Genomic DNA, 26042 nt, shown 5'->3' with positions numbered 1-26042 from the left:
GCGCGTACCGCCCCCGTAACCCGGTCCGCCCGCACCGCGTAACAAGAGCCGCGCACGCTGGCGGTATGCACACGCAGACCATGCCACCGGCCACCGCGACCCACTGCCCGTACTGCGCGCTGCAGTGCGGGATGACGCTCACGCCGGCCGGGGCGGGCGTGGAGGTCGCGGGGCGGGCCGACTTCCCCGTGAACAAGGGCGCGCTGTGCGGGAAGGGCCAGAGCGCGGCGGCCGTGCTGTCGGCCGGGGCCCGGCTGACGACCCCCCTGATCCGTTCGGCCACCGGCGACCTGGAGCCCGCCACCTGGGAGGCCGCTCTTGACGCGATCGCCGACGGGCTCGCCCGTACCCGCACAGCGCACGGCGCTGACGCCTGCGCCCTCTTCGGGGGCGGCGGCCTGACGAACGAGAAGGCGTACGCGCTGGGCAAGTTCGCCCGCACGGTCCTGCGCACGTCGCAGATCGACTACAACGGCCGTTTCTGCATGTCGTCGGCGGCGGCGGCGAACCAGAAGGCGTTCGGCCTCGACCGTGGCCTGCCCTTCCCGCTGGAGGACATCCCGCGCACGGGCTGCGTCATCCTGGTCGGCTCGAACCTGGCCGAGACGATGCCCCCGGCCTTGCGCTACCTGTCCGAACTGAAGGCCAACGGCGGCAAGCTCATCGTCATCGACCCGCGCCGCACCCGCACCGCCGAACAGGCGGACCTGCACCTGGCACCACGCCCTGGCACCGACCTCGCGCTCGCGCTCGGCATGCTGCACCTGGTGGTGGCGGAGGGCCGGGTGGACGAGGAGTACGTAAGGGAGCGCACGAGCGGCTGGCCGGAGGCGCGGGCCGCGGCGATGGCGCACTGGCCCGAGTACGTGGAGCGGGTGACCGGCGTCCCCCTTCCCCAACTCCGCGAAGCGGTCAGCCTCTTCACCACACCCGACCACGCGATGGTCCTGACGGCACGGGGCCCGGAACAGCAGTCCAAGGGCACGGACACGGTAGGCGCCTGGATCAACCTGGCCCTGGCCACCGGACGCCCGGGACGCCCCTTGTCCGGCTACGGATGCCTGACGGGCCAGGGCAACGGCCAGGGCGGCCGCGAACACGGCCAGAAGGCGGACCAGCTCCCCGGCTACCGCAAACTCACCGACCCGGCGGCACGAGCCCACGTGGCGGAGGTCTGGGGCGTGGACCCGGAGACCCTCCCCGCCCCCGGCCGCTCCGCCTACGAACTCCTCGACGCCCTCGGCACGGACATCCACGCCCTGCTCCTCATGGGTTCGAACCCGGTGGTGTCGGCCCCCCGGGCCGCGCACATAGAAGGCAGGCTCCGCTCCCTGGACTTCCTGGCAGTGGCGGACGTGGTCCTGTCGGAGACGGCGGAACTGGCCGACGTGGTACTGCCGGTGACCCAGTGGGCGGAGGAGACAGGAACCATGACGAACCTGGAGGGCCGGGTCCTGCTCCGCCGCCAGGCGCTGGCACCGCCCCCGGGCGTCCACTCGGACCTGGACGTGCTCCACGACCTCACAGCGCGCCTCTCCCCCGACATGGAGAAGAACTTCCCGACCGACCCGGAAGAGGTCTTCGACGAGCTGCGCCGCGCCTCGGCGGGCGGCCCGGCGGACTACGCGGGCATCAGCTACGGCCGCCTGACGAGCGGCGAGGCCCTGCACTGGCCGTGCCCGCAGGAGGACCACCCGGGCACACCCCGCCTCTTCCTGGACCGCTTCGCGACAGAGGACGGCAGGGCCCGCTTCACCCCGGTGGCCCACCGCCCGGCGGCCGAGGAGCCGGACGCGGAGTACCCCTTCTACCTGACGACGGGCAGGGTGGTGGCCCAGTACCAGTCAGGGGCACAGACCCGCCGCGTGGCGGAGCTGAACAAGGCGGCCCCGACCCCGTACGTGGAACTGCACCCGCGCCTGGCCGCGCGCCTGGGCATCACGGAAGGGTCGCCGGTGACGGTCACCTCCCGCCGCGGCACGGCCCAGGCACCGGCCCACCTCTCCCCCGCGATCCGCCCGGACACGGTCTTCATGCCGTTCCACTGGCCGGGCAAAGGCAGGGCGAACACCCTCACCAACCCGGCGCTGGACCCGACGTCACGTATGCCGGAGTTCAAGGTGTGCGCGGTAAACCTTCAGCGAGCGGACTGACGACCACAGCCGGTTCAGCCGCGTACGACAAGGCGTGCGCGACGAGTCAACAGCGAGCCGACGGCTGAACGCACCACCACCGACCGACCGCCCAGCCGAGTACGAGACGGGAGGGGCCGACCGGGGTATGTCCGCGCGCAGCACAGTTCACGCGGTGACAAGGCCCGAAGCAGCGGGCGAGGCCATCAAGATGGCGAGCACGGACATACCCCGGGCGGCACCGTACCCACCCCGGCACCTGTCGGATCGAAACCGCCGGCCGCTGACGGCCCCTCAGGCGGCCACCCTCCATTCAGGCGTACCCAGCATGCGAAGACCCCGCCCTGCCACTTACCTCGTCCTTGCAGGGGCGCACCCGACGCCCACGAAGGAGCGAGGACGATGCGCACAGGCCGACCCCTGGCAGCCGCCGCGTTCGCCGTGACGGCAGCCGCGTTCACGGCGTCACCCGCCACAGCGTCGCTGGGCGGCCTGGAGGTGTACCCGGCGACGGCGTCCCCCGGCAGCACGGTCACCGTCAGCACGACAGCGTGCGGCTCGCGGGGTACGGCGGCCGGGGACGCGGGAGCGGTGGGCCCGGGCCCGTTCACGCTGGCCCCGGACAAGGCGGCCGGACGGGCCACGGCACGGTTCGAGGTGCCGGCGTCGGCGCAGCCGGGCACGTACGAGATCACCGCCCGCTGCTCGGGCGGCACGGTGGTCACCGGCGACCTGATCGTGTCGATGGCGCAACAGGCGGCGGCCCCGGCGCCGGGAGCGCCGGTGCCGCGCGGCCACGTACCCACGGGCATGGGCGGCGCGCTGGGCCCCGACCCGGTGAAGACGACCGCGGGTGTCGCGGCGCTGGCCGTGGCGGCAGCGGGCGGTACGTGGCTGCTGCACCGCAGGACAAGGGACGGCAGGGTCTGAAATCAGTGCGGTTCAAGCCGGTCAACACGGCGAACGCGGCGGTAGGCGTGGTGACGCTGCTGGCCCTGGCCACGGGCGCCTGGCTGCTCGCGGGCGGCGCGGCGGGCCACCCGCCACCCCAGCCGGCCCCGGAACAGGCGGACGCGGCGGCGAACGGAACCGCCCGCCGGACGGGGGCACCCCCGATGCCGAAGTCACCCCCGACCCGCATCCGCATCCCGTCCCTCCAGGTGGACGCCCCGCTGACGGCTCTGGGCCTGTCACCGCGCGGAAGCCTTGAGGTACCGCCGCCGCGCAAGGAGAACTTGGCGGGCTGGTACGAGGCGGGGACGAGCCCCGGCGAGCGGGGCACGGCGGTGGTGGCGGGCCATGTGGACAACGCGGAGGGCCCGGCGGTGTTCTACGGCTTGGGCGCGCTGAGGCGCGGAAGGACGGTGGAGGTCGACCGGCGGGACGGTTCGGTGGCGGTGTTCACGGTGGACGCGGTGCGGATGTACGCGGCGAAGGACTTCCCGGACGAGAAGGTGTACGGGTCGGCGGAGCGCGCGGAGCTGCGGGTCATCACGTGCGGGGGCCCGTACTCGAGGCGTACGGGCTACGAGGGCAACGTAGTGGTGTTCGCACACCTGACGGATAGCCGCTGACCGACAGAAGGCCCTCAGGCAACCGCAACCCACTGCTCGTAGGCCATTTTCACGACCAGCGCACACACGACACTGAGCAGAACGACCCGCACGAACCCGGCCCCCCGCTTCAGCGCCGTATGAGCCCCGACCATCCCCCCGGCGAGATTGAACACGGCCATGAGCCCGGCGAGCTGCCAGTACACGGTGCCCTTGAAGCCGAACATGGCGAGCGCCCCCGCGTTGGTGCAGCAGTTGACGATCTTCGCGGTGGCAGAAGCGACCACAAGGTCAAGATGGAGCAGAGCGGTAAGGGCAAGAACGAGAAAGGTCCCGGTGCCGGGCCCGATGAGCCCGTCGTAGAACCCGATGCCGAGCCCGGCGAACCCGATGGCGGCGAGAACGCGCCGAGGCGGGAGCGGCTCGGCGGAGGGCGCGGTGCCGAAGGAGGGCCGGAAGAGGACGAAGGCGCCGACGCAGACGAGGACGACCATGACGATGGGCTTGAGGACGTCGGTGCTGAGCCCGGCGGCGAGCAGCGCGCCCCCGGTGGACCCGGCGAGGGCGGCGACGCCGATGCGGGCGGCGAGGCGCAGGTCGACGGGGGCTTTGCGGGCGTAGGTGATCGCGGCGCCGGTGGTGCCGACGATGGAGACGGCCTTGTTGGTGCCGAGGGCGTAGGGCCCGGCGCCCGCGGAGCTGGGGAGGCCGAGCAGGAGAGCGGGAAGCAGAAGAAGTCCACCACCCCCCACCACAGCGTCGACCCACCCGGCCGCGAGGGCGGCGAGGCAGAGGACGACGAGGGTGGTCAGGGATATGTCAGGCATGCACATGACCCTATGAGCAAGGGGGGACCGCACCCGGCACACCCCGCCCTCACACCGGCGGACGCCCCTCGCTGAGCCCACCGTTCCCCTGGGGAAACGGACGGGACGCCACGGAGAAACACCGCGCTTGCAGGCTACGAGGCATGAAGCGCGTCGTGGTCATAGGCACCGGCCTGGCCGGCATCCGAGTCGCCGCCCGTCTGGGCGAGGACGCGGTGCTGATCGGGGAGGAACCGCACGCCCCGTACAACAGGGTGCTGCTGGCGGAGGTCCTGGCGGGCAGTTACGGCCCGGAGGTCATCGCACTGCCGGCGCCTCAGGGGCCGAGGCTCCGCACCAGAGCGATCCGCGTGGACCGGACCGCCCGCGTGGTGCAGTGCGAGGACGGCGCGGAGGTGGCGTACGACGCGCTGGTCCTGGCGACGGGCGCGAACCCGGTGCTGCCACCGCTGCGCGGCCTGTTCGAGCCGGGTGCGACGGACCTGCCGGGCGGGGTGCACGCGTTCCGCACGATGGACGACTGCGTGGCGCTGTCGGAGTCGGTACGGGAGGGCACGAGGGCGGTGGTCATCGGCGGCGGCCTGCTCGGCGTGTCGGCGGCGCGGGCGCTGGCCCGCCGCGGAGCGCAGGTGGTCCTTGTACAGCAGGCGGAGCGCCTGATGGAACGTCACCTGGACCCGACGTCATCGGCGCTGGTACGCAGCCATCTCACGGCACTCGGCGTGGAGATCCACACGGAGTGCAGGGTCAAGGCGGTGAGAACGGCGAACGGCACCGTGACCCACGTGGAGCTGCACGACGGCTACGTACTGGAAACCGACGTCACGGTACTGGCCTGCGGCGCCCGCCCCAGGACGGGGCTGGCGAAGGCGGCGGGCCTGGAGGTGCGCCGCGGCGTGGTCGTCGACGACGAGCTGCGCACGAGTGACCCGCACATCCACGCCGTGGGCGACTGCGCCGAGCACGCGGACCGGGTCTACGGCCTGGCGACACCGGCGCTGGAACAGGCCGACGCGCTGGCGAACGCGCTCACCGGCGTCGGCGCCCCGAAGACCTACACGGGCACCCGGACCCTGACCCGCCTGACGCTCCCCCACGCGGCGGACCCCCTGGATCTGGCCGCGTTCGGCGAGACGGAGCCGCTGCCCGGCGACGACGTGGTGCAGCTGACGGACGCGACGCGGGGCACGTACCGCAGGGTCGTCGTACGCGGCGACCGTCTGGTCGGCGGGGTCCTGGTCGGGGCGCTGGGCGGCGTCGGCGCACTCGCGCACGCCTGGGAATCGAACGAAGCACTGCCCGCCGACGACGGCGCGCCGCTGCTGCACCTGCTCACCAACGACGGAGGCCTCTGACATGGCGACTGACATGGCGACCTCGAAGCCCACCCTGGTCCTCGTCGGCCACGGCATGGTCGGACAGCGCTTCCTCGAAGCGGCGGGCGAGCGCGGCCTGACCGGGACGCACCGCGTGGTCGTCCTGTGCGAGGAGCCGCGACCGGCCTACGACCGGGTCCACCTGACCTCGTACTTCTCGGGCACGACGCCCGAGGAACTGTCGATGACGGACCCGGAGTTCATCGAGAGGAACGGCATCGAGCTGCACGTGGGCGACCCGGCGCTGACGGTGGACAGGACGGCCCGCACGGTGACCGCCCGCTCGGGCCTGACGGTGGAGTACGACACGCTGGTCCTGGCCACGGGCTCGTACCCGTTCGTGCCGCCGGTCCCGGGCAAGGACGCGACGGGCTGTTTCGTGTACCGCACGATCGAGGACCTGTACGCGATCGAGGAGTACGCGAAGAACCACGCGACGGTCGGCGCGGTGGTGGGCGGCGGTCTGCTCGGCCTGGAGGCGGCGGGCGCGCTCCAGGGCCTGGGCCTGACGACGCACATCGTGGAGTTCGCGCCGCGCCTGATGCCGGTGCAGGTGGACGAGGGCGGCGGCGCGGCGCTGCTGCGCACGATCACGGAGATGGGCCTGACGGTGCACACGGGCGTGGGCACGCAGGAGATCCTGTCGGACGAGGACCGCGGAGACGCCGTACGGGCGATGAAGCTGTCGGACGGCGCTGAGCTCCCCACAGACCTGGTCGTCTTCTCGGCAGGCGTGCGCCCCCGCGACCAGCTGGCCCGCGACATGGGCCTGGAGGTCGGCGAACGCGGCGGCATCAAGGTGGACGAGGAGTGCCGCACGAGCGACCCGGCGGTCTTCGCGATAGGCGAGTGCGCGCTGGCGGCGGACGGCAGGGTCTACGGGCTGGTGGCGCCGGGCTACGAGATGGCGGTGACGGCGGCGGCGACGATGGCCCGCGCCGGGGCCGAGGCGGACGGCGCGGCCAGGACGACGTTCACGGGCGCGGACCTCTCCACGAAGCTGAAGCTGCTCGGCGTGGACGTGGCGTCGTTCGGTGACGCGCACGGCGCGACCGAGGGCTGCCTGGACGTCGTCTACTCGGATTCGCGTTCGGGCACGTACAAGAAGCTGGTGATGGGCGCCGAGGGGGAGCTGCTCGGCGGCGTCCTCGTGGGCGACGCGGAGGCGTACGGAACGCTGCGCGCGCTGACCGGCACGGTGCCGCCGCTGGCGCCGGAGCAACTGGTCCTGCCGGCGGGCGCGGGCGCCCCCGCGCAGCTCGGCCCGGAGGCGCTGCCCGCCGAGGCCGTCATCTGCTCGTGCCACAACGTGACGAAGGGCGAGATCTGCGCGCACACGACGTTGCCGGAGGTCAAGAAGTGCACGAAGGCGGGGACGGGTTGCGGAAGCTGCGTCAAGCTGATCACCCAGCTCCTGCCGAAGTCCGGCGACACGGGTCTGTGCGGCTGCTTCGCGCGCACGCGCCAGGAGCTGTACGAGATCGTGCGCGTCAAGCGGATCACCTCCTTCGCCCGTCTCCTGGACGAGCACGGCCGTGCGGAGGCGCGCGGCGGCGAGGGCTGTGAGGTGTGCAAGCCGACGGTCGGCTCGATCATCGCGTCGCTCGCTCCGTCGATCGGCGCGGACGGCTACGTCCTGGAGGGCGAGCAGTCGGCGCTGCAGGACACGAACGACCACTTCCTGGCCAACTTGCAGAAGAACGGCTCGTACTCGGTGGTGCCCCGCATCCCGGGCGGCGAGATCACTCCGGAGAAGCTCATCGTCATAGGTGAGGTGGCCCGGGACTACAACCTGTACACGAAGATCACAGGCGGCCAGCGCATCGACCTGTTCGGTGCGCGGGTGGACCAGCTCCCGTCCATCTGGGCGCGGTTGGTGGACGCCGGCTTCGAGTCGGGCCACGCGTACGGCAAGTCGCTGCGCACGGTGAAGTCGTGCGTGGGACAGACGTGGTGCAGGTACGGCGTGCAGGACTCGGTGCGGATGGCGATCGACCTGGAGCTGCGCTACCGCGGCCTGCGGGCGCCGCACAAGCTGAAGTCGGCGGTGTCGGGGTGCGCCCGCGAGTGCGCGGAGGCCCAGTCGAAGGACTTCGGCGTCATCGCCACGGCCAACGGCTGGAACCTGTACGTGGGCGGCAACGGCGGTATGACACCGCGCCACGCCGATCTTCTCGCGCAGGATCTGAGCGACGCGGAGCTGATCCGCCTGATCGACCGCTTCCTGATGTTCTACATCCGCACCGGCGACCGCCTGGAGCGGACGGCGGCCTGGCTGGAGCGGATCGACGGCGGCCTGGACCACGTACGGGATGTGGTCGTGCACGACTCGCTCGGCATCTGCGACGAGCTGGAGGCGCTGATGGCCGCGCACGTGGCGCACTACCGCGACGAGTGGTCCGAGACGATCGAGGACCCGGAGCGCCTGGCCCGCTTCGTGTCGTTCGTGAACGCGCCCGGCACCCCCGACCCGACGGTCCGCTTCGTACCGGAGCGCGACCAGATCAAGCCCGAACTGCCCCTGATCTCGATGCCCTCCCTGGAAGGACTGGCTGTCCGATGACGACATTCGCCCCGGAGCAGACGAAGCTGCTGGTTCAGCTCGACGTACGTGACAGCTGGTTCACGGTCTGCGACCTGGACCGTCTGACGCCGGGCCGCGGGGTCGCCGCCCTGCTCCCGGACGGCACCCAGGCCGCGGTCTTCCTCGACCGCACGGGCCGGCTGTACGCGGTGGACAACACGGACCCGTTCACGGGGGCGGCGGTGCTCTCGCGCGGGCTGCTCGGCTCGGCGCAGGGCCGTCCGTTCGTGGCGTCGCCCCTGCTGAAGCAGCGCTTCGACCTGGAGACGGGCCGCTGCCTCGACGACGAGACGGTGGCCCTGCGCACGCACACCGTTCGCACCGCCTGACGCCGGACCCGTCACCCCTCCAGGGCGCCGAACCGCACCCCGGTCACCTGCTCGGACGCCGCCCACAACCGCTCCCCCGCCACGTCGTGCCGGGTCCACGACGCACGCCACGACCGGGCGGGCGCTCCGCGCCACATGAGGACGCGCGGCCCGTAGAAGTCGTCGGGGCGGACGCCGGGCGCGGTGGCCGCGTACAGCGTGGGCAGCGCTCCGGCCGCGGCGGACTGACCGAAGATCCGGTTGCCGGTCTCGTAGAACCGCTGGGCGCCTTGGCGGCCCCGCATGAGCGGCCCGCGCGTCGTCAGGGAGGTGGCGGCGTACCCGGGATGCGCGGCGGCGGCGACGAGGGGAACGCCTGTGGCGGCGGCGCGCCGGGCCAGTTCGTGCACGAAGAGGAGGTTGGCGGTCTTGGAGCGGGCGTAAGCCACCCAGGGCCGGTAGCGCCGTTCGTTGTTGAGGTCGACGATGTCGATGTTGGCGAGGGTGTGCGCCATGCTGGCGACGGTGACGACGCGGGCGGCGGGCGCGGCGAGCAGGCTCGGCAGGAGCAGCCCGGTCAGCGCGAAGTGGCCGAGGTGGTTGACCCCGAACTGGGTCTCGAACCCGTCGGCGGTGCGGTCGAAGGGCAGCGCCATGACCCCGGCGTTGTTGACGAGGAGGTCGAGGGGGAGCCCCTGCCAGTTGGCGGCGAACTCGCGCACGGAGGCGAGGCTGCCGAGATCGAGCGCGGCGAACTCGACGACGACGTGCGGCAGTTCGGCACGTATGCGGTCGAGAGCGGCGGCGGCCCGTCCCGCGTCACGGCAGGCGAGCACGGTACGGGCGCCCGCGCGGGCCAGTTCGCGGGCGGTGGCGTAGCCGATGCCGCTGTTGGCACCGGTGACGACGGCGGTGCGGCCACGCAGATCGGGTATGTCGCCGACGCTCCAGCCGCTCATGGTGGCTCTCCCTGAACAGGATCGGGTCTCACGGGCACGGGTCTCACGGGCACGGGTCGCCCGACAGTAGAACGGCCGCCCGCACACCGAAAGAGCGGCACCCCCCGCACAGGGGTGCCGCTCTCTCGTCTCGCACCGGAGCCGTCGCCGATCGGTGAGGGTCGGGGACCGGCGGCGGCTCCGGAGTATCAGGGGATGTCAGGACCGACGGGCGGCGTCAGCGGTGATCGCTCCCCGCGGAGGTGGACGCCGCGCGCCCCGCCTCGAGCCGGGCCACCGGAATCCGGAACGGCGAGCACGACACGTAGTCGAGCCCGACCTCGTGGAAGAAGTGCACGGACTCCGGGTCACCGCCGTGCTCGCCGCAGACGCCGAGCTTGAGGTCGGGCCGCGTGGCACGCCCCGCCTCGACGGCGCTGCGCACCAGCGAGCCGACGCCGTCCCGGTCGATCGTCTCGAACGGCGACACCCCGAAGATGCCCTTCTCCAGGTACGCGGTGAAGAAGGAGGCCTCCACGTCGTCGCGGCTGAAGCCCCAGACGGTCTGGGTGAGGTCGTTCGTGCCGAAGGAGAAGAACTGCGCGGCCTCGGCGATCTGCCCGGCGGTGAGGGCGGCGCGGGGCAGCTCGATCATGGTGCCGATGGCGAGCTTCAGCTGGACGCCGGTCTGCTCCTGGACCTCGGCGATGACCCGGTCGGCCTCCTCGCGGACGATCTCCAGCTCCTGGACGGTGCCGACGAGCGGGATCATGACCTCGGCGCGCGGGTCGCCCTTGGCGGTCTTACGGGCGGCGGCGGCCTCGGCGATGGCGCGTACCTGCATGGCGAAGAGACCGGGGATGACGAGCCCGAGCCGCACACCACGAAGCCCGAGCATCGGGTTCTGCTCGTGCAGCCGGTGGACGGCCTGGAGCAGCCGCAGATCGTTCTCGTTGTTGTCCTGGCGGGACTCGGCGAGGGCGACGCGCACCGACAGTTCGGTGATGTCGGGCAGGAACTCGTGCAGCGGCGGGTCGAGGAGGCGGATGGTGACGGGGAGGCCGTCCATCGCCTCGAACAGCTCGACGAAGTCCTGCTTCTGGAGCGGCAGCAGCTGCTTGAGGGACTCCTCGCGCTCGGTGTCCGTGTCGGCGAGGATCAGCTTCTCGACCATCTCGCGCCGCTCACCGAGGAACATGTGCTCGGTGCGGCACAGGCCGATGCCCTGGGCGCCGAACCGGCGGGCGCGCAGGGCGTCCTCGGCGTTGTCGGCGTTGGCGCGGACGCGCAGGCGGCGTACGCGGTCGGCGTAGGCCATGATCCGGTGGACGGCTCCGACGAGTTCGTCGGCGTCGTCGGCGCCCGCGTGCATCCGCCCCTCGAAGTATTCGACGACCGGGGACGGCACGACGGGCACCTCGCCGAGGTACACCTTGCCGGTGGAGCCGTCGATGGAGACGACGTCACCCTCCTCGACGACGACGCTCCCGGCGGTCAGCCGCCGCCGCTTGGTGTCCACTTCCAGGTCCTCGGCGCCGCAGACACAGGTCTTGCCCATACCGCGCGCGACGACGGCCGCGTGCGAGGTCTTGCCGCCGCGCGAGGTCAGGATGCCCTCGGCGGCGATCATGCCGTCGAGGTCGTCGGGGTTGGTCTCGCGGCGGATCAGGATGACCTTCTCGCCGGAGCGCGACCACTTGATGGCGGTGTACGAGTCGAAGACGGCCTTGCCGACAGCGGCTCCCGGCGACGCGGCGATGCCGCGCCCGAGCTGCTCGGTCTTGGCCTCCTCGTCGAACTTGGGGAACATCAGCTGGGCGAGCTGGGCGCCCGTGACGCGCTGCAGGGCCTCGGCCTCGTCGATGAGCCCCTGGTCGACGAGTTGCGTGGCGATGCGGAAGGCGGCCCCGGCGGTGCGCTTGCCGACCCGCGTCTGGAGCATCCACAACTGCCCGCGCTCGATGGTGAACTCGATGTCGCAGAGATCCTTGTAGTGGTTCTCCAGGGTCTCCATGATCTGCATGAGCTGGTCGTACGACTTCTTGTCGATCCGCTCCAGCTCGGCAAGCGGCACGGTGTTGCGGATACCGGCGACGACATCCTCGCCCTGCGCGTTCTGCAGGTAGTCGCCGTAGACGCCCTGGTGTCCCGAGGCGGGGTCGCGGGTGAAGGCGACGCCGGTGCCGCCGCTCTTGGATGTCGCGGTGGGGCCGAGGTTGCCGAAGACCATGGAGCAGACGTTGACGGCCGTTCCGAGGTCGCCCGGGATGCGCTCCTGGCGGCGGTAGAGCTTGGCGCGGTCGGTGTTCCACGAGTCGAAGACCGCGTGGATCGCGAGGTCCATCTGCTCGCGCGGGTCCTGCGGGAAGTCGCGCCCGGCCTCGGTCTTGACGATCTTCTTGAACCGGGTGACCAGCTTCTTCAGATCGGCGGCGTCCAGGTCGGTGTCGACCGCGACCTTCTTGGCGCGCTTGGCCTTCTCGAGCTCTTCCTCGAAGAGATCGCCGTCGACGTCGAGGACGGTCTTGCCGAACATCTGGATGAGGCGGCGGTATGAGTCCCAGGCGAAGCGCTCGTCGCCGGCCTGCTTGGCGAGGCCCTGCACGGACTTGTCGGAGAGACCGATGTTGAGGACGGTGTCCATCATGCCGGGCATGGAGAACTTGGCGCCCGAACGGACCGACACGAGGAGGGGGTTGTCGGGCTGCCCGAGCTTCTTGCCCATGCGCTGCTCCAGCGCGTCGAGGTGGGCGCTCACCTCGTCACGCAGTGCCACCGGCTCGGCGCCGCTCTCGAGGTAGACCTTGCAGGCCTCGGTGGTGATCGTGAAGCCCGGCGGGACGGGAAGGCCCAGGTTGGTCATCTCGGCGAGGTTGGCGCCCTTGCCGCCGAGGAGGTCCTTGAGGTCCTTGTTGCCCTCGGTGAAGTCGTAGACGAACTTCACACCCTGATCGCCGGCCTGGCCTGCCTGATCGGCCTGATCGGCCTGATCGGTTACCTGAGGATCTTTGTTTTCCGACACGGGTCTCGACTCCTCGAGGCTCGGTGGCTGCCCTGACGGCGAGGAACATACCCAGATCCAAGGCACCTGGGTACGTCCACTTTGCCGTCATGGGGCCGTAACCGCCCGTCCGCCAAGAGATCGAAAGTAACCGCGGGGTACGGGGATCGAGGCGCGTGCCTTCAGTTCGTGAAGCGAGATCGTTTAGAGCTGGCAAAATTCGCTCACATGAGCAGGTGCTGCACTCATGTGCGTTCAAGGCGTGAATGATCGAGCGGTGGCACTGAGTGCCACGTCTTGAGAAGGTGCAATCGCGCTGACCGCGCTCGTTTGAGCGTAAGGGTGATCAGAGGTGGCGAGAATCACGCCGGAAGCACGCCGGAATCGGGGCGGATGAGCGGGCGGGTGTCACCATGCGGACACCCGCCGGTCCGTTTCGGGCGGTCGACTGCGGCACCGTCGTGGCTGGTCGCGCAGTTCCCCGCGCCCCTGAAGGCACACTGCTCCGCCGCACCTTCCGCGACGACGCACACGCCCCTGACGAGGCACACACCAACCGAGCACCCTCAAAACGCCACACCCCCGACATGAGCGCACGCCAGGACGGCACACCCCTGGTACGGGCGTACACAAGGACGCGGCCCCTGAGATGGCGCACGTAGTGCGCATCTCAGGGGCGCGGGGAACTGCGCGACCAGCCACGACGGTGACACGCCCGGCAACGCGACAGAACATGGCAGACGCCCGCCCAGGGGCGCGGGGAACCGCGCGATCAGCTCAAGCCGGACCGCAACGGTTCAGCCCCCGGACGTGTCCATCTCGGCATCCTCGGAGAGCCCCGCACAGTCGTACGGATCACGGAGCCACCCATCCGGAAGCACGACCCGGTTGTTGCCGGACGTACGCCCCCGGGGCCCGTCCGCGCCCGCCGGCCACTCCTGCTCCAGGTCCAGCTCATCGAGCCCCGCACGGAGTTCGGCCAGGGACGACGTGACGGCCAGCCGCTTGCGCATCTCGGACCCGACCGAGAACCCCTTCAGATACCAGGCCACATGCTTGCGGAAGTCGATGACCCCCCGCGCCTCGTCCCCGATCCACTCCCCGAGCAGGGAAGCGTGCCGCACCATCGCATCGGCGACGACGCGGAGCGTAGGCCGCACCCGCTCGTCCCGTCCCTCGAACGCCGCCACGAGATCGGCGAAGAGCCACGGCCGCCCGAGGCAGCCCCGCCCGACGACAACGCCGTCGCACCCGGTCTCGCGGACCATGCGCAGCGCGTCGTCCGCCGACCAGATGTCACCGTTGCCGAGGACGGGGATCTCGGGGACGTGCTCCTTGAGCCGGGCGATGGCGTCCCAGTCGGCGGTGCCGCCGTAGTGCTGGGCGGCGGTGCGCCCGTGCAGGGCGATCGCGGTGACGCCCTCCTCGACGGCGATGCGGCCCGCGTCGAGGAAGGTGATGTGGTCGTCGTCGATGCCCTTGCGCATCTTCATGGTGACGGGCAGGTCGCCCGCCCCGGTGACGGCCTCACGCAGGATGGCGCGCAGCAGCGGCCGCTTGTACGGGAGGGCGGAGCCGCCGCCCTTGCGCGTCACCTTCGGGACGGGGCAGCCGAAGTTGAGGTCGATGTGGTCGGCGAGGTCCTCCTCCGCGATCATGCGGACGGCCTTGCCGACGGTGGCCGGGTCGACCCCGTACAGCTGGATCGAGCGGGGCTTCTCGCTCGCGTCGAAGTGGATCAGCTGCATGGTCTTCTCGTTGCGCTCGACCAGTGCGCGGGTCGTGATCATCTCGCTGACGAACAGGCCCTTGCCGCCGGAGAACTCCCTGCACAGGGTGCGGAAGGGTGCGTTCGTGATCCCGGCCATGGGCGCGAGCACCACGGGCGGGACGACGGTGTGCGGTCCGATGGCGAGGGGGGTGGTCGTAGCGGTCATACCCCCTATTGTCGCGTACGCCGAACGAGGCTCCGTACGGATTACGCTGCGGCCATGACCGCCGACACCCGCACCCTGGACACCCGCAGCCTGCGCGCGCTCGCCCACCCGCTCCGCATCAAGATCATGGATTCGCTGCGCGGCGACGGTCCGGCGACCTCGGCGGTGCTCGCCGCCCGCTTCGGCGAGAGCACGGGCACCCTGAGCTGGCATCTGCGCCACCTCGCGGAGAACGGGTTCATCGAGGAGGACGAGGAGCGCGGCACGCGGCGCGAACGCTGGTGGAAGGCGGTCCACAAGACGCATGTGCTGCCGACGTCCAGGCTGCGCAAGGACCCGGAGGCCCGTGCCTCGCTGGACCTCTACCTCGGGCAGATGGTGCAGGACATGACGGATCAGGTCTCCATGTACCTCGCCGAGGACTGGGAGGAGGAGTGGGAGGGCGCCTCGCTCCTGGGCAACTGGAACGACCTGCACCTGACGCCCGCCGCGCTCACCTCTCTGCGCGAGGAGCTGATGGCGCTGGTCAACCGCTACGCGGAAGCCCCGCATGAGCCGGGTGCCCTCCCCGTGACGGCCCAGATCCAGGTGTTCCCGCGCCGCAAACGCGGCTGATCCCGAAGCGCCGCGACCGCCCCCGCCCGACCCCCGCCCAGCCCCCGCCAGGCTCGAGCGATGCAGAGAAAGGTCTGCAAATAATGCTATGCAGAGGCTTCTCTGCAAGCTACGCTCGCTCACATGCCCGCCCTTCTGCGCCGCCACCCCGACTTCCGCCGCCTCTGGATCGCCTCCACCACCGGCCGCACCGGCGCCTCCGTCTCCTCCGTGGCCTTGCCGCTGACCGCGCTCACGCTGCTCGAAGCCTCCACGTTCCAGGTGTCGCTGCTGACGGCCGCCGCCTGGCTGCCGTGGCTGGTCGTCGGGCTGGTCGCGGGCGCGTGGGTGGACCGGCTGCCGCGCCGGCCGCTGATGCTGGTGTGCGACGCGCTGTCCCTCGCCGCGATCGCCGCGATCCCCGTGGCGGCCGGGCTCGACGTCCTCACGTACACGCAACTGCTGGTCACGGCGCTGGTCACCGGTACGGCCACCGTCTTCTTCCAGACCTCGTACGAGGTGCTGCTCCCCCGCCTCGTCGACGGCGCCGACCGCGCCGAGGCCAACTCCACGCTGCACGCCAGTGAGCAGGCCGGGCAGCTCGCCGGGTACAGCGGCGGCGGCGCGCTCGTCACGCTGCTCGGTGCGGCGGGGGCGATGTACGCGCAGGCGGCGGCGTTCGCGGTCTCGTTCCTCGCTGTGCTCGGCCTGAGCCACCGCGAGGAGCCCGCCGCGCGGCCGGTGTCCGGGGCCACGAGCCTGTTCCAGGAGATCCGCGAGGGGTTGTCCTTCACCTTCCGCGACGGCTACATCCGGGCGTTCGTGCTGTGCGGCGCCGCCGCCAACCTCTCCCTGATGGCCTACCAGTCGATCCTGGTCGCCTTTCTGGTCCGTGAGGTCCATCTGGCCGGGGGCACCATCGGGATCGTGATGGGCACGTGCGGGCTCGGCGGGATCGCTGGCGCGTTCGCCGCGCGACGGCTCGGGGTGCGGTTCGGCACGGCCCGCTCGGTCCACGTGCTCACCCTGGGGACCCCGTGCCTGGCGCTGCTGGCGCCGCTGGCCTCGTACTCTCCGCTCGGGATCGGCCTGTTCGCCGTCGGCCACATCGCCGTCGTCTTCTCCGTCGTCGCCGAGAACACGCTGACCGCGACGTTCCAGCAGGACTACACCCCGGCCGCGCTCTACGGCCGCTCCCGTACCGCGTCCTCGTTCGTCAACTACGGCACGATCCCGCTCGGCGCGCTGCTCGGCGGCGTCCTCGCCGAGACCCTCGGCCTTCGCCCCGCGATATGGCTGTCGGTGGCGCTGCTCCCGCTGTGCGGCCTCATCCTGCTGACCTCCCCGATGCGCCACCACCGCGACCTGCCGACGACGCCCGCCACCCCCGAACCCGCACCCGCACCCGCACCGGTCGTCGGACCGGTCGAGTCAGCGCGTCGCTGAAGCGGCGGCCAGCCGCTCCAGACGCTCCTCGGTCGCGTCGTCCGCCGGTACGTACGCGACGACCCGGTGCGCGCCCGGGTCCGGAGCCAGCCACATGTGCCGGTGCTCCAGGTTCAGCAGGCCGATCGCGGGGTCCACATGCTCGTAGCGCTTGACGTGCGAGACCATCGACGCGACCTCGCGCCGCTCCCACAGCTCGCGGAACTCCGGCGAGACGGCGAGGAGTTCGTCGACGGGCGCCTTCCAGGCCGGGTCGGCGACATGCTCGGCCATCGCCTTGCGGTACTTGGCGAGGAGCTCCGGGAGCATGGCCTCGCGGTCCAGGAACCGTACGCGCCAGCGGTCGTTCATGAACATCATCCACAGGGCGTTGCGGTGCCCGGGGGCGAGTTCGGCGGGGTCGCCGAAGACGTCGGCGTAGGCGCGGTTGTGGGCGAGGACGTCGTAGCGGGCGTTCTTCACCTCGGCCGGGTACGGCTCCAGGCGCCGCAGCATGCGCAGGACTGTGGGCGTGACGACCGGCGACACCGTCTCGGCGCGCGGGTCGACGGCCTGGGCGAGGGCGAAGGCGTGGGCGCGTTCGGTGGGGTCCATGAGCAGGGCGCGGGCGACGGCGTCGAGGACACCGGCGGAGACATTGATCGCGCGGCCCTGCTCCAGCCACGTGTACCAGGTGATGCCGACGGAGGCGAGATGCGCGACCTCCTCGCGGCGCAGCCCGGGAGTGCGGCGGCGCGCGGTGTTCGGCAGGCCGACCTGGTCCGGGGTGACGCGCTCGCGGCGACTGCGCAGGAACGCGGCCAGTTCGGCGCGGCGCACCTCGGGCTCCGGCGGGGTTCGCGTTCCCGTACTCATGCCACCAGGATGCTCCCGCCCGCATCCTGGTGCCAGGTACTGCCTGTAACACGATGAGGAGACTCTGGTACCCGGCTGAGCGGCGGACGACGCTGAGGGCATGACCTCCGATGCCAAGTGCACACGTGCCCGTCCCCGTCCCGCTCCGGCTACCGTCGACAACATGCCCGATACACCCTCCGGCCTGAACCATCGCAGGCGCATGCTCGTCCTGGCGATCTGCTGCATGAGCCTGCTGATCGTCAGCCTCGACAACACCGTCCTGAACGTCGCCCTGCCCGTCATGGCCAAGGACTTCGACGCCACGCTCTCGGGCATGCAGTGGACGATCGACGCCTACACGCTGGTGCTCGCCGCGCTGCTGATGCTGGCCGGTTCGACCGCCGACCGGATCGGCCGGCGCAAGGTCTTCATGACCGGGCTCATCGTGTTCACGGCCGCGTCGGTGGCCTGTTCGCTGGCGCCGAACCTGGAGTCCCTCGTGGCGTTCCGGATGGTGCAGGCGGTCGGCGGCTCGATGCTGAACCCGGTCGCCATGTCGATCATCACGAACACGTTCACCGACCCGCGCGAGCGGGCCCGCGCCATCGGCGTGTGGGGCGCTGTCGTCGGCATCTCGATGGCCGCCGGGCCGCTGGTGGGCGGCCTGCTCGTGGACTCCGTCGGCTGGCGTTCGATCTTCTGGGTCAACCTGCCCGTCGGCCTCGCCGCGCTCCTGCTGACCCTCCGCTACGTCCCCGAGTCCCGCGCCCCGAAGGCCCGCCGCCCGGACCCGGTCGGCCAGGTCCTGATCATCGCGCTGCTCGGCTCGCTGACGTACGCGATCATCGAGGCGCCCTCGGCGGGCTGGACCTCGGCGCGGACCCTCGCCTGTACGGCGGTCGCGGTCGCCGCGCTCATCGGCATCCTGCGCTACGAGCCGCGCCGCGCCGAACCCCTTATCGACCTGCGCTTCTTCCACTCGGCGCCGTTCAGCGGGGCCACAGCCATCGCGGTCAGCGCGTTCGCGGCGCTCGGCGGCTTCCTCTTCCTGTCGACCCTCTACCTCCAGGACGTACGCGGTCTGGACGCGCTCCACGCGGGCCTGTGGATGCTGCCGATGGCGGCGATGACCTTCCTCTGCGCGCCCTTGTCCGGGCGGCTCGTCGGCAGCCGCGGCCCGCGCCTGCCGCTGCTGATCGCGGGTGTGTCGATGACGGTGAGCGGCGTGCTGTTCGCGGCGTTCGACGCGGAGACCTCGAACGTGACGCTGTTCATCGGCTACGTCCTGTTCGGGCTCGGCTTCGGCTTCGTGAACGCGCCCATCACCAACACCGCCGTCTCCGGGATGCCGCGCGCGCAGGCCGGTGTCGCCGCCGCCGTCGCCTCCACCAGCCGGCAGATCGGGCAGACGCTCGGCGTCGCCGTCATCGGCGCGGTCCTCGCCTCGGGCGTCGCCGGGTCCTCGTACGCCCGCTCCTTCGTCAGCGCCGGACGGGCCTGCTGGTGGATCATCGCCGGGTGCGGGCTCGCGGTGCTGCTGCTCGGCGCGCTGACCAGCGGACGCTGGGCGCGCGAGACGGCGCGGCGCACGGCCGAGCGCCTGGAGGAGCCGGAGGACGCGGAGGCGGCGCGGGCGGCCACCGGGTCATAGGGCACCGCTGAGCACCAGCTCCTGGAGCCGGTCGAGACGTTCGCGCGAGACATCGTCGGCCGCCGTGTACGTCAGCAGGCGTGCCCCGCTGTCCCTGCCCAGCCACAGATCGGTGTGCACGACCCGGACCAGGCCCACGTGCGGGTTGAGGAACTCCTTGACCTTGCTGGCCTGCGACCGCGTCACCTCATGCCGCTCCCAGACCCCGCGGAACTCGGCGGACTCGTCGAGCAGCCGCTTGAGGACCAGCTTCCAGGCGGGCTCGGCCAGGTGATCGGCCATGCCCGCGCGGAACTTCGCCGCCATGAGCCGCAGCACCTCGTCGAGGTGGACGATGGCGGAGCGCCACGGCGCGTGCGTGAACGCGAGGAACATCATGTTCCGGTCCTCGGCCGGTACCGCGTCAAGGTCGCACAGCAACTGCCCGTAGGTGCGGTTGTAGGCGAGGATGTCGTACCGGCTGTTCTGCACGCAGGCCGGCATCGGCTCCAGCTTGGCCAGCATCTCCCGCAGTTCGGGGGTGAGCGTGGGGCAGGTCGCCGCCGGGGTCGGGTCGATCGCCCCTGCCAGGCCGAACAGGTGGGCGCGTTCGCTCCCGTCGAGCCGCAGGGTGCGGGCGAGGGCGTCGAGGACCTGCGCGGAGACCTGGATGTCGCGGCCCTGCTCCAGCCAGGTGTACCAGGTGACGCCGACGGCGGAGAGCTGCGCGACCTCCTCGCGGCGCAGCCCGGGAGTGCGGCGGCGCCTGCCGCGCGGAAGCCCCACTTCCTCGGGCGTGATGCGCTCGCGGCGGCTGCGCAGGAACCCGGCCAGCTCGTGGCGGCGGATCTCGGCGGGCCGCGCCTCCGGCGTCAGGGTGGTCATGAGACCCGTCCCGTCATCGTGGTCATGGCACCAGCCTCCACCCGTGTGCCGCCCGCCGCCAAGCTGTTTCCGGGTAGAGGTTCTACCAGGATAAGAAGACTCTGGTACCAGCCTGCGGACCGGCGGACGCTCGGTGCCATGACCACCCACACGCAGTCCCCGCCGGTCACCCGCACCACGGCGCCCGGCCACTCGCTCGGCGGCGCGGGTCTGTTCACCGTGCTGCTCGGCGCCGCCCTGCCTCTCATCGACTTCTTCATCGTCAACGTCGCCCTGCCCACCATGGCCCGCGACCTGTCGGCGAGCGAACCGGTCCTCGAACTCGTCGTCGCCGGGTACGGCATCGCGTACGCCGTCCTCCTCGTCCTTGGCGGCAGACTCGGCGACCAGCTCGGCCGTCGCAGGATGTTCGTCGGCGGCATGGCCGCGTTCGGCCTGACCTCCCTGGCCTGCGGCCTGGCCCCCACCGCCTGGACCCTCGTGATCGCGCGGATCGCGCAGGGCGCGGCGTCGGCGGCGATGCTGCCGCAGGTGCTCGCCACCATCCAGGCGACGACGGCGGGCCCGCGCCGCGCCAAGGCCATGAGCATGTACGGGGCGACGGCGGGCCTGTCGATGGTGGCGGGCCAGGTCCTCGGCGGCGTCCTCGTCTCGGCGGACCTGTTCGGCTCCGGCTGGCGTTCGGTGTTCCTGGTGAACGTGCCGGTCGTCGTCGTGGCCCTCGTCCTCGCGCTCCGCACCGTCCCGGAGACCCGCTCGGCGCGCCCCGAACGCGTCGACGTACCGGGCACGCTGCTCCTCGCGCTCGCGCTGATCGCGCTCCTCGCCCCGCTGACCGAGGGCCGCGCGGCGGGCTGGCCGCTGTGGACCTGGCTCTCCCTCGCCGCGTGCCCGCTCCTCGCGTACGCCTTCTACGAGGTCGAGCGCCGGGCCGACCGGACGGGCGGCGCCCCGCTGATCCCGCCGTCCCTCTTCGCGCTCCTCTCCCTGCGGCGCGGGCTCGCGCTCATCGTGCCGTTCTCCATCGGCTTCAGCGGCTTCATGTTCGTGATCGCGGTCGCGCTCCAGCAGGGCGAACGGCTCAGCGCGACCTCGGCGGGCCTGGCCCTCGCCCCGATGGCGGCGGTGTTCTTCGCGACCTCGCTCGCCGGTCCGCGCCTGGTGGCCCGCTGGGGCGCGCGCGTCGTCACGGCGGGCGGTCTGGTGCAGGCGGCCGGGGTGGCGCTGATCGCGCTGGCCGCGTACCGGACGTGGCCGCACTTCGACCTGCTCCCGCTCCTGCCGGGCGCGGCGCTCGCGGGCGCGGGGCAGGCGCTCCAGCTTCCGATCCTCTTCCGGATCATCCTGTCCGAGGTCCCGGCGGCGCGGGCGGGCGTCGGCGGCGGCGTGATGACGACGATCCAGCAGGCGTCCCTGGCCCTCGGCGTGGCCACACTCGGCACGCTGTTCCTCTCCCTGACCCCGGCGCTGGGCATGCGGGACGCGCTGGTCACGACGTTGCTGGTGCAGCTCGGGGCGGTGGCGCTGACGGTAGGACTGAGCCTACGACTGCCCCGCGACGTCGTCTGAGGACAAGGGGTGGCGACGAACGCGAGGTGACAGATGACAGGGAACAGGTGACAGGGAACAGGTGACAGGGAACGGATGACAGCTGACAGATATTGAAATCTGTCAGCTGTCATGTCACTGTGGAGAACATGAACCTCTCCGCGGAAACACAGCGCCCCCTCGGCACCACAGGACCCCGCGTCTCCCCCCTCGGCCTCGGCTGCATGGGCATGTCCGCGCTCTACGGCGACGCCGACCGCGCCGAGTCGATCGCCACCATCCACGCCGCGCTCGACGCGGGCGTCACCCTCCTGGACACCGGTGACTTCTACGCGATGGGCCACAACGAGATGCTGATCGGTGAGGCCCTGCGCTCAGCGCCCGCAGCGGCCCGCGAATCCGCGCTGACCAGCGTGAAGTTCGGCGCTCTGCGCGACCCCGACGGCGGCTGGAGCGGCTACGACGGGCGCCCGGCGGCGGTGAAGAACTTCGCCGCGTACAGCCTCCAGCGCCTCGGCGTCGACCACATCGACGTGTACCGGATCGCCCGCCTCGACCCGGACGTGCCGATCGAGGAGACGGTCGGCGCCATCGCCGAACTGGTCGAGCAGGGCCACGTCCGCCACATCGGCCTCTCCGAGGTCGGCGCGGAGACGATCCGCCGGGCCGCCGCGACCGCGCCGATCTCGGACCTCCAGATCGAGTACTCGCTCATCTCGCGCTCCATCGAGGAGTCGATCCTGCCGACCGTCAGCGAACTCGGCATCGGTGTCACCGCGTACGGCGTCCTGTCGCGCGGCCTGATCTCCGGCCACTTCACCCAGGACCGCACCCTCGCCGCCAACGACTTCCGCGGCATGAGCCCTCGCTTCCAGGGTGAGAACCTGCGCCACAACCTCGGCCTCGTCGAGCAGCTCCGCAAGATCGCCGAGCAGAAGGGCGTGAGCGTCGCGCAGATCGCCATCGCCTGGGTCCTCGCCCAGGGCGCCCTCCACAAGGCCGACATCGTGCCGCTGGTCGGCGCCCGTACCCGTACCCGGCTGACCGAGGCGCTCAGCGCGCTCGACGTCACGCTCGACGCCGCCGACCTCGCCGCGATCGAGCAGGCCGTGCCCGCCGACGCCGCGGCCGGCGAGCGCTACCCGGCGGCCCAGATGGCACACCTCGACAGCGAGCGGTGACAACCCGCCCGGTACGGTCACTGACATGGCACCGACCGAGACCCTGACCCCCGAGCGCATCCTCGCCGCAACCGAGGAAGTGCTGCGCCGCCACGGCGCCGCGAAGGCGACCGTGGTCGACGTGGCCCGCGCGCTCGGCGTCAGCCACGGCTCGGTCTACCGCCACTTCCGTACGAAGGCCGAGCTGCGCGGCGCGGTCACCAAACGCTGGCTGGAGCGGACGACCGGCGTCCTCGCCGAGGTCGTCGCGGGCGACGAGGCGCCCCCGGCCAAGCTGCGGCACTGGCTCGCGGCGCTCTTCGAGGCCAAGCAGCACAAGGCGGGCGACGACCCCGAGCTGTTCGCCACGTACACGGTCCTGGTGACCGAGAACAGCGACGTGGTCGACGAACACCTCGACGAGCTGCTCAGCCAGATCGGCGCGATACTCCGGGAAGGCGTCGAGCGGGGCGAGTTCGAGGCCCCGGACGTCCCGGTGACGGCCCGCGCGGTCCTGGAGGCGACCGCGCACTTCCACGACCCGGTGCACGCGCCGGAGTGGTCGAAGCCGGGCAGCCAGGCGGCGTTCGACGCGGTGGTGGCGCTGGTCCTGCGCGGCATCGCGGCCCGCTGAAGACACGGCGAAAAGCCCCGGCCCGCCGCCTCGTCAGGGACGGTGAACCGGGGCTTTCCCGTGTCTACGGCTGTCAGCAGCCGATCAGGCGGCTGGCGAGGTAGCCCTCGATCTGGTCGAGGGAGACGCGCTCCTGCTTCATGGTGTCGCGCTCGCGCACCGTCACCGCGTTGTCGTCCAGGGTGTCGAAGTCGACCGTCACGCAGAACGGCGTGCCGATCTCGTCCTGGCGGCGGTAGCGGCGGCCGATGGCGCCGGCGTCGTCGAAGTCGATGTTCCAGTGCTGGCGCAGCGCCTGGGCGAGCCCCTTGGCCTTCGGGGAGAGCTCCGGGTTGCGGGACAGCGGCAGGACGGCGACCTTCACCGGCGCGATGCGCGGGTCGAAGCGCATGACCGTGCGCTTCTCCATCTTGCCCTTGGCGTTGGGCGCCTCGTCCTCGAAGTACGAGTCGAGCATGAAGGCGAGCATGGTGCGGCCGACACCGGCCGCGGGCTCGATGACGTACGGCGTGTAGCGCTCGCCCTTCTCCTGGTCGAAGTAGGAGAGGTCCTGGCCGGACGCCTTGGAGTGCGCGGAGAGGTCGTAGTCGGTGCGGTTGGCGACGCCCTCCAGCTCACCCCACTCGCTGCCGCCGAAGCGGAAGCGGTACTCGATGTCGGCGGTGCGCTTCGAGTAGTGGGAGAGCTTCTCCTTCGGGTGCTCGAACCAGCGCATGTTCTCCTCGCGCAGGCCCAGGCCGGTGTACCAGTTCCAGCGCTGCTCCATCCAGTACTCCTGCCACTGCTCGTCCTCGCCCGGCTTGACGAAGAACTCCATCTCCATCTGCTCGAACTCGCGGGTGCGGAAGATGAAGTTGCCGGGCGTGATCTCGTTGCGGAAGGACTTGCCCATCTGGGCGATGCCGAACGGGGGCTTGCGCCGCGAAGTCGTCTGCACCTGGCTGAAGTTGGTGAAGATGCCCTGCGCGGTCTCGGGGCGCAGGTAGGCGACGGAGCCGCTGTCCTGGGTCGGGCCGAGGTGCGTGGAGAGCAGGCCGGAGAACTGCTTGGGCTCGGTGAACGTGCCCTTGTTGCCGCAGTTCGGGCAGGTGAGGTCGGCGAGGCCGTTCTCGGGCGCGCGGCCCTTCTTCTCCTCGTACGCCTCTTCCAGGTGGTCCGCGCGGTAGCGCTTGTGGCAGGAGGTGCACTCGGTGAGCGGGTCGGTGAAGGTGGCGACGTGGCCCGACGCCTGCCAGACCTCCGTGGCCAGGATCACCGACGAGTCGATACCCACGACGTCCTCGCGCGAGGTGACCATGTAGCGCCACCACTGGCGCTTGAGGTTCTCCTTCAGCTCCACGCCCAGCGGACCGTAGTCCCAGGCGGCCTTCTGACCACCGTAGATCTCACTGCAGGGGTAGACGAAGCCACGGCGCTTGCTGAGGCTGACGATGGTGTCGATCTTGTCGGCGGCCACGGTGCTCTCTTCATTACGACGACGACGAGCGCGCTGGATACGCGCTCCGGGAGCGAATGCCTCAGGTTACCGGCGGGCCCACCCCTGCGACCAAATCGGTTCGGGGGTACAGAGCGGGACCTTGCGTGACGAAGTCGTTGTTGACAATCGTTTCCAAATTTGTTGAAAATGACTGTCATGAACGTACGCCTGGCCCGTCGCCCCCGCCGCCGCCTCATATCCACCGCCGCCGTCACCGCCGCCACGGCGCTCGGCCTGGCAGGCCTCTCCGCCTGCTCCTCCTCGGACGCGGCGGACGGCAAGGGCGGCGGGAACGACGGCAAGCTCGACGTCGTGGCGTCGTTCTACCCGATGCAGTACCTCGCCGAGCAGATCGGCGGCGGCCACGTCTCCGTGCGCAACCTCACCGAGCCCGGCCAGGAGCCGCACGATCTCGAGGTCAGCGCCAAACAGCGCGCCCAGCTCGAGGAGTCCGACGTCGCGGTCTACCTCAAGGGGCTGCAGCCCTCCGTCGACGAGGCGATCGACCAGTCCGGGATCTCCACCAAGGTCGACGCCGCCTCCCTGACCGAGCTGGAGAAGCACGGCAGCGAGGTCGGCGGCCACGCCGAGGAGCACGACGACCACGATCACGACCACGGCGGCGAAGAGGGCACCGACCCGCACATCTGGCTCGACCCGGTGAAGTACACCGAGGTCGCCGAGGGCGTCGGCAAGGCCCTTCAGAAAGCCGACCCGGACCACGCGGCCGACTACAAGAAGAACACCGCGGCCCTGGTGAAGAAGCTGGACGCCCTGAACACGAAGTTCGAGGACGGCCTCAAGAACACGGACAGCAAGGTCTTCATCACCACCCACGCCGCCTTCGGCTACCTCGCCGAGCGCTACGGCCTCACCGAGGAGGCCATCAGCGGCCTCGACCCGGAGAGCGAGCCCAGCGCCGCCCGCGTGAAGGACCTGCAGAAGATGGCGAAGGCCGACGGGGTCACCACCGTCTTCTACGAGACCCTCGTCAGCGACAAGACGGCGAAGACCCTGGCGGGCGACGCGAAGTTGAAGACTGATGTACTCGACCCCATCGAGGGCATCACCGAGAAGTCCAAGGGCACGGACTACCTCCAGGTCATGGAGGCGAACCTGAGCGCCCTGCAGAAGGCGCTCGGCGCCAAGTGACGTATGCGGTACTTGAGTTGAAG

Annotated in this window: 20 protein-coding genes; 13 read left to right on the top strand and 7 right to left on the bottom strand. The window is 71.1% G+C overall.

Annotated features, from left to right (window positions below):
* Nucleotides 1-65: 65 nt before the first annotated feature.
* From ACH4RC_RS06315 to ACH4RC_RS06305, 3 genes are all read left to right on the top strand, one after another.
* Nucleotides 66-2153, top strand: a complete 2088-nt coding sequence (locus tag ACH4RC_RS06315; protein WP_398195951.1) for a molybdopterin oxidoreductase family protein — start codon at nucleotides 66-68, stop codon at nucleotides 2151-2153.
* A gap of 381 nt (nucleotides 2154-2534) precedes the next feature.
* The gene (locus ACH4RC_RS06310) at nucleotides 2535-3062 is read left to right on the top strand and encodes a hypothetical protein (RefSeq protein ID WP_398195949.1); all 528 of its coding nucleotides are present in this window, start codon (nucleotides 2535-2537) and stop codon (nucleotides 3060-3062) included.
* Nucleotides 3063-3067: 5 nt separating this feature from the next.
* On the top strand, nucleotides 3068-3706 hold the full coding sequence (locus ACH4RC_RS06305; RefSeq protein ID WP_398197811.1) for a class F sortase: 639 nt from the start codon (nucleotides 3068-3070) through the stop codon (nucleotides 3704-3706).
* A 14-nt stretch (nucleotides 3707-3720) separates the two neighbouring features.
* Here ACH4RC_RS06305 and ACH4RC_RS06300 read toward each other — a convergent pair whose 3' ends face one another.
* Nucleotides 3721-4512 carry a sulfite exporter TauE/SafE family protein gene (locus tag ACH4RC_RS06300; protein ID WP_398195946.1) on the bottom strand — a complete coding sequence of 264 codons (792 nt, stop codon included), beginning with the start codon at nucleotides 4510-4512 and terminating at the stop codon, nucleotides 3721-3723.
* A 143-nt stretch (nucleotides 4513-4655) separates the two neighbouring features.
* On the opposite strand from ACH4RC_RS06300, the gene ACH4RC_RS06295 reads away from it, so the two are divergent.
* Genes ACH4RC_RS06295 through nirD form a run of 3 tightly spaced genes read left to right on the top strand, consistent with a single transcriptional unit; the run spans nucleotide 4656 to nucleotide 8801 of the window.
* The gene (locus ACH4RC_RS06295) at nucleotides 4656-5867 is read left to right on the top strand and encodes an NAD(P)/FAD-dependent oxidoreductase (RefSeq protein WP_398195943.1); all 1212 of its coding nucleotides are present in this window, start codon (nucleotides 4656-4658) and stop codon (nucleotides 5865-5867) included.
* 1 nt (nucleotide 5868) lies between these two features.
* Complete coding sequence (gene nirB / locus ACH4RC_RS06290) at nucleotides 5869-8451, top strand: nitrite reductase large subunit NirB (RefSeq protein ID WP_398195941.1); 2583 nt, start codon at nucleotides 5869-5871, stop codon at nucleotides 8449-8451.
* Nucleotides 8448-8801, top strand: coding sequence for a nitrite reductase small subunit NirD (gene nirD / locus ACH4RC_RS06285; RefSeq protein ID WP_398195939.1), 354 nt, complete (start codon nucleotides 8448-8450; stop codon nucleotides 8799-8801). Before nirB ends, nirD begins: the two co-directional genes overlap by 4 nt.
* A gap of 11 nt (nucleotides 8802-8812) precedes the next feature.
* Here the strand turns inward: nirD and ACH4RC_RS06280 are convergent, their stop codons facing one another.
* From ACH4RC_RS06280 to dusB, 3 genes are all read right to left on the bottom strand, one after another.
* Nucleotides 8813-9739: an oxidoreductase gene (locus tag ACH4RC_RS06280; protein ID WP_398195936.1), complete on the bottom strand. Its 927-nt coding sequence runs from the start codon at nucleotides 9737-9739 to the stop codon at nucleotides 8813-8815.
* A 217-nt stretch (nucleotides 9740-9956) separates the two neighbouring features.
* Nucleotides 9957-12740, bottom strand: coding sequence for a pyruvate, phosphate dikinase (gene ppdK / locus ACH4RC_RS06275; RefSeq protein WP_398195933.1), 2784 nt, complete (start codon nucleotides 12738-12740; stop codon nucleotides 9957-9959).
* 776 nt (nucleotides 12741-13516) lie between these two features.
* Nucleotides 13517-14656, bottom strand: a complete 1140-nt coding sequence (gene dusB / locus ACH4RC_RS06270; protein ID WP_398195931.1) for a tRNA dihydrouridine synthase DusB — start codon at nucleotides 14654-14656, stop codon at nucleotides 13517-13519.
* Nucleotides 14657-14710: 54 nt separating this feature from the next.
* Here dusB and ACH4RC_RS06265 point away from each other — a divergent pair, with 54 nt between their 5' ends.
* Both ACH4RC_RS06265 and ACH4RC_RS06260 read left to right on the top strand, forming a co-directional pair.
* The gene (locus ACH4RC_RS06265; RefSeq protein ID WP_398195928.1) at nucleotides 14711-15271 is read left to right on the top strand and encodes a winged helix-turn-helix domain-containing protein; all 561 of its coding nucleotides are present in this window, start codon (nucleotides 14711-14713) and stop codon (nucleotides 15269-15271) included.
* Nucleotides 15272-15394: 123 nt separating this feature from the next.
* Entirely contained in the window at nucleotides 15395-16696 is a 1302-nt protein-coding gene (locus tag ACH4RC_RS06260) for an MFS transporter (RefSeq protein WP_398195926.1), read from the top strand.
* Here the strand turns inward: ACH4RC_RS06260 and ACH4RC_RS06255 are convergent.
* Nucleotides 16682-17551, bottom strand: coding sequence for a helix-turn-helix transcriptional regulator (locus tag ACH4RC_RS06255; protein ID WP_398195924.1), 870 nt, complete (start codon nucleotides 17549-17551; stop codon nucleotides 16682-16684). The genes ACH4RC_RS06260 and ACH4RC_RS06255 overlap by 15 nt on opposite strands.
* Before the next feature lie 163 nt (nucleotides 17552-17714).
* On the opposite strand from ACH4RC_RS06255, the gene ACH4RC_RS06250 reads away from it, so the two are divergent.
* Complete coding sequence (locus ACH4RC_RS06250) at nucleotides 17715-19184, top strand: MFS transporter (RefSeq protein ID WP_398195921.1); 1470 nt, start codon at nucleotides 17715-17717, stop codon at nucleotides 19182-19184.
* On the opposite strand, the gene ACH4RC_RS06245 is transcribed toward ACH4RC_RS06250, so the two are convergent.
* Nucleotides 19179-20048, bottom strand: coding sequence for a helix-turn-helix transcriptional regulator (locus ACH4RC_RS06245; protein ID WP_398195919.1), 870 nt, complete (start codon nucleotides 20046-20048; stop codon nucleotides 19179-19181). The two genes, ACH4RC_RS06250 and ACH4RC_RS06245, sit on opposite strands and share 6 nt — an antisense overlap.
* A 138-nt stretch (nucleotides 20049-20186) precedes the next feature.
* On the opposite strand from ACH4RC_RS06245, the gene ACH4RC_RS06240 reads away from it, so the two are divergent.
* From ACH4RC_RS06240 to ACH4RC_RS06230, 3 genes are all read left to right on the top strand, one after another.
* Nucleotides 20187-21617 carry an MFS transporter gene (locus ACH4RC_RS06240; RefSeq protein WP_398195918.1) on the top strand — a complete coding sequence of 477 codons (1431 nt, stop codon included), beginning with the start codon at nucleotides 20187-20189 and terminating at the stop codon, nucleotides 21615-21617.
* 128 nt (nucleotides 21618-21745) lie between these two features.
* Complete coding sequence (locus tag ACH4RC_RS06235; protein ID WP_398195915.1) at nucleotides 21746-22777, top strand: aldo/keto reductase; 1032 nt, start codon at nucleotides 21746-21748, stop codon at nucleotides 22775-22777.
* Nucleotides 22778-22802: 25 nt separating this feature from the next.
* Nucleotides 22803-23390: a TetR family transcriptional regulator gene (locus tag ACH4RC_RS06230; protein ID WP_398195913.1), complete on the top strand. Its 588-nt coding sequence runs from the start codon at nucleotides 22803-22805 to the stop codon at nucleotides 23388-23390.
* 73 nt (nucleotides 23391-23463) lie between these two features.
* Here the strand turns inward: ACH4RC_RS06230 and ACH4RC_RS06225 are convergent, their stop codons facing one another.
* A complete protein-coding gene (locus tag ACH4RC_RS06225) occupies nucleotides 23464-24846 on the bottom strand; it encodes a glycine--tRNA ligase (RefSeq protein ID WP_398195912.1) in 1383 nt (460 codons plus the stop codon).
* A 168-nt stretch (nucleotides 24847-25014) separates the two neighbouring features.
* Here ACH4RC_RS06225 and ACH4RC_RS06220 point away from each other — a divergent pair, with 168 nt between their 5' ends.
* A complete protein-coding gene (locus ACH4RC_RS06220) occupies nucleotides 25015-26019 on the top strand; it encodes a metal ABC transporter substrate-binding protein (RefSeq protein ID WP_398195909.1) in 1005 nt (334 codons plus the stop codon).
* The last annotated feature ends 23 nt before the right edge of the window (nucleotides 26020-26042 follow it).

Source organism: Streptomyces sp. NPDC016845 (assembly GCF_044332585.1).
Taxonomy (GTDB): Bacteria; Actinomycetota; Actinomycetes; order Streptomycetales; family Streptomycetaceae; genus Streptomyces.
This window is presented reverse-complemented; position numbering and strand designations above follow the sequence as displayed.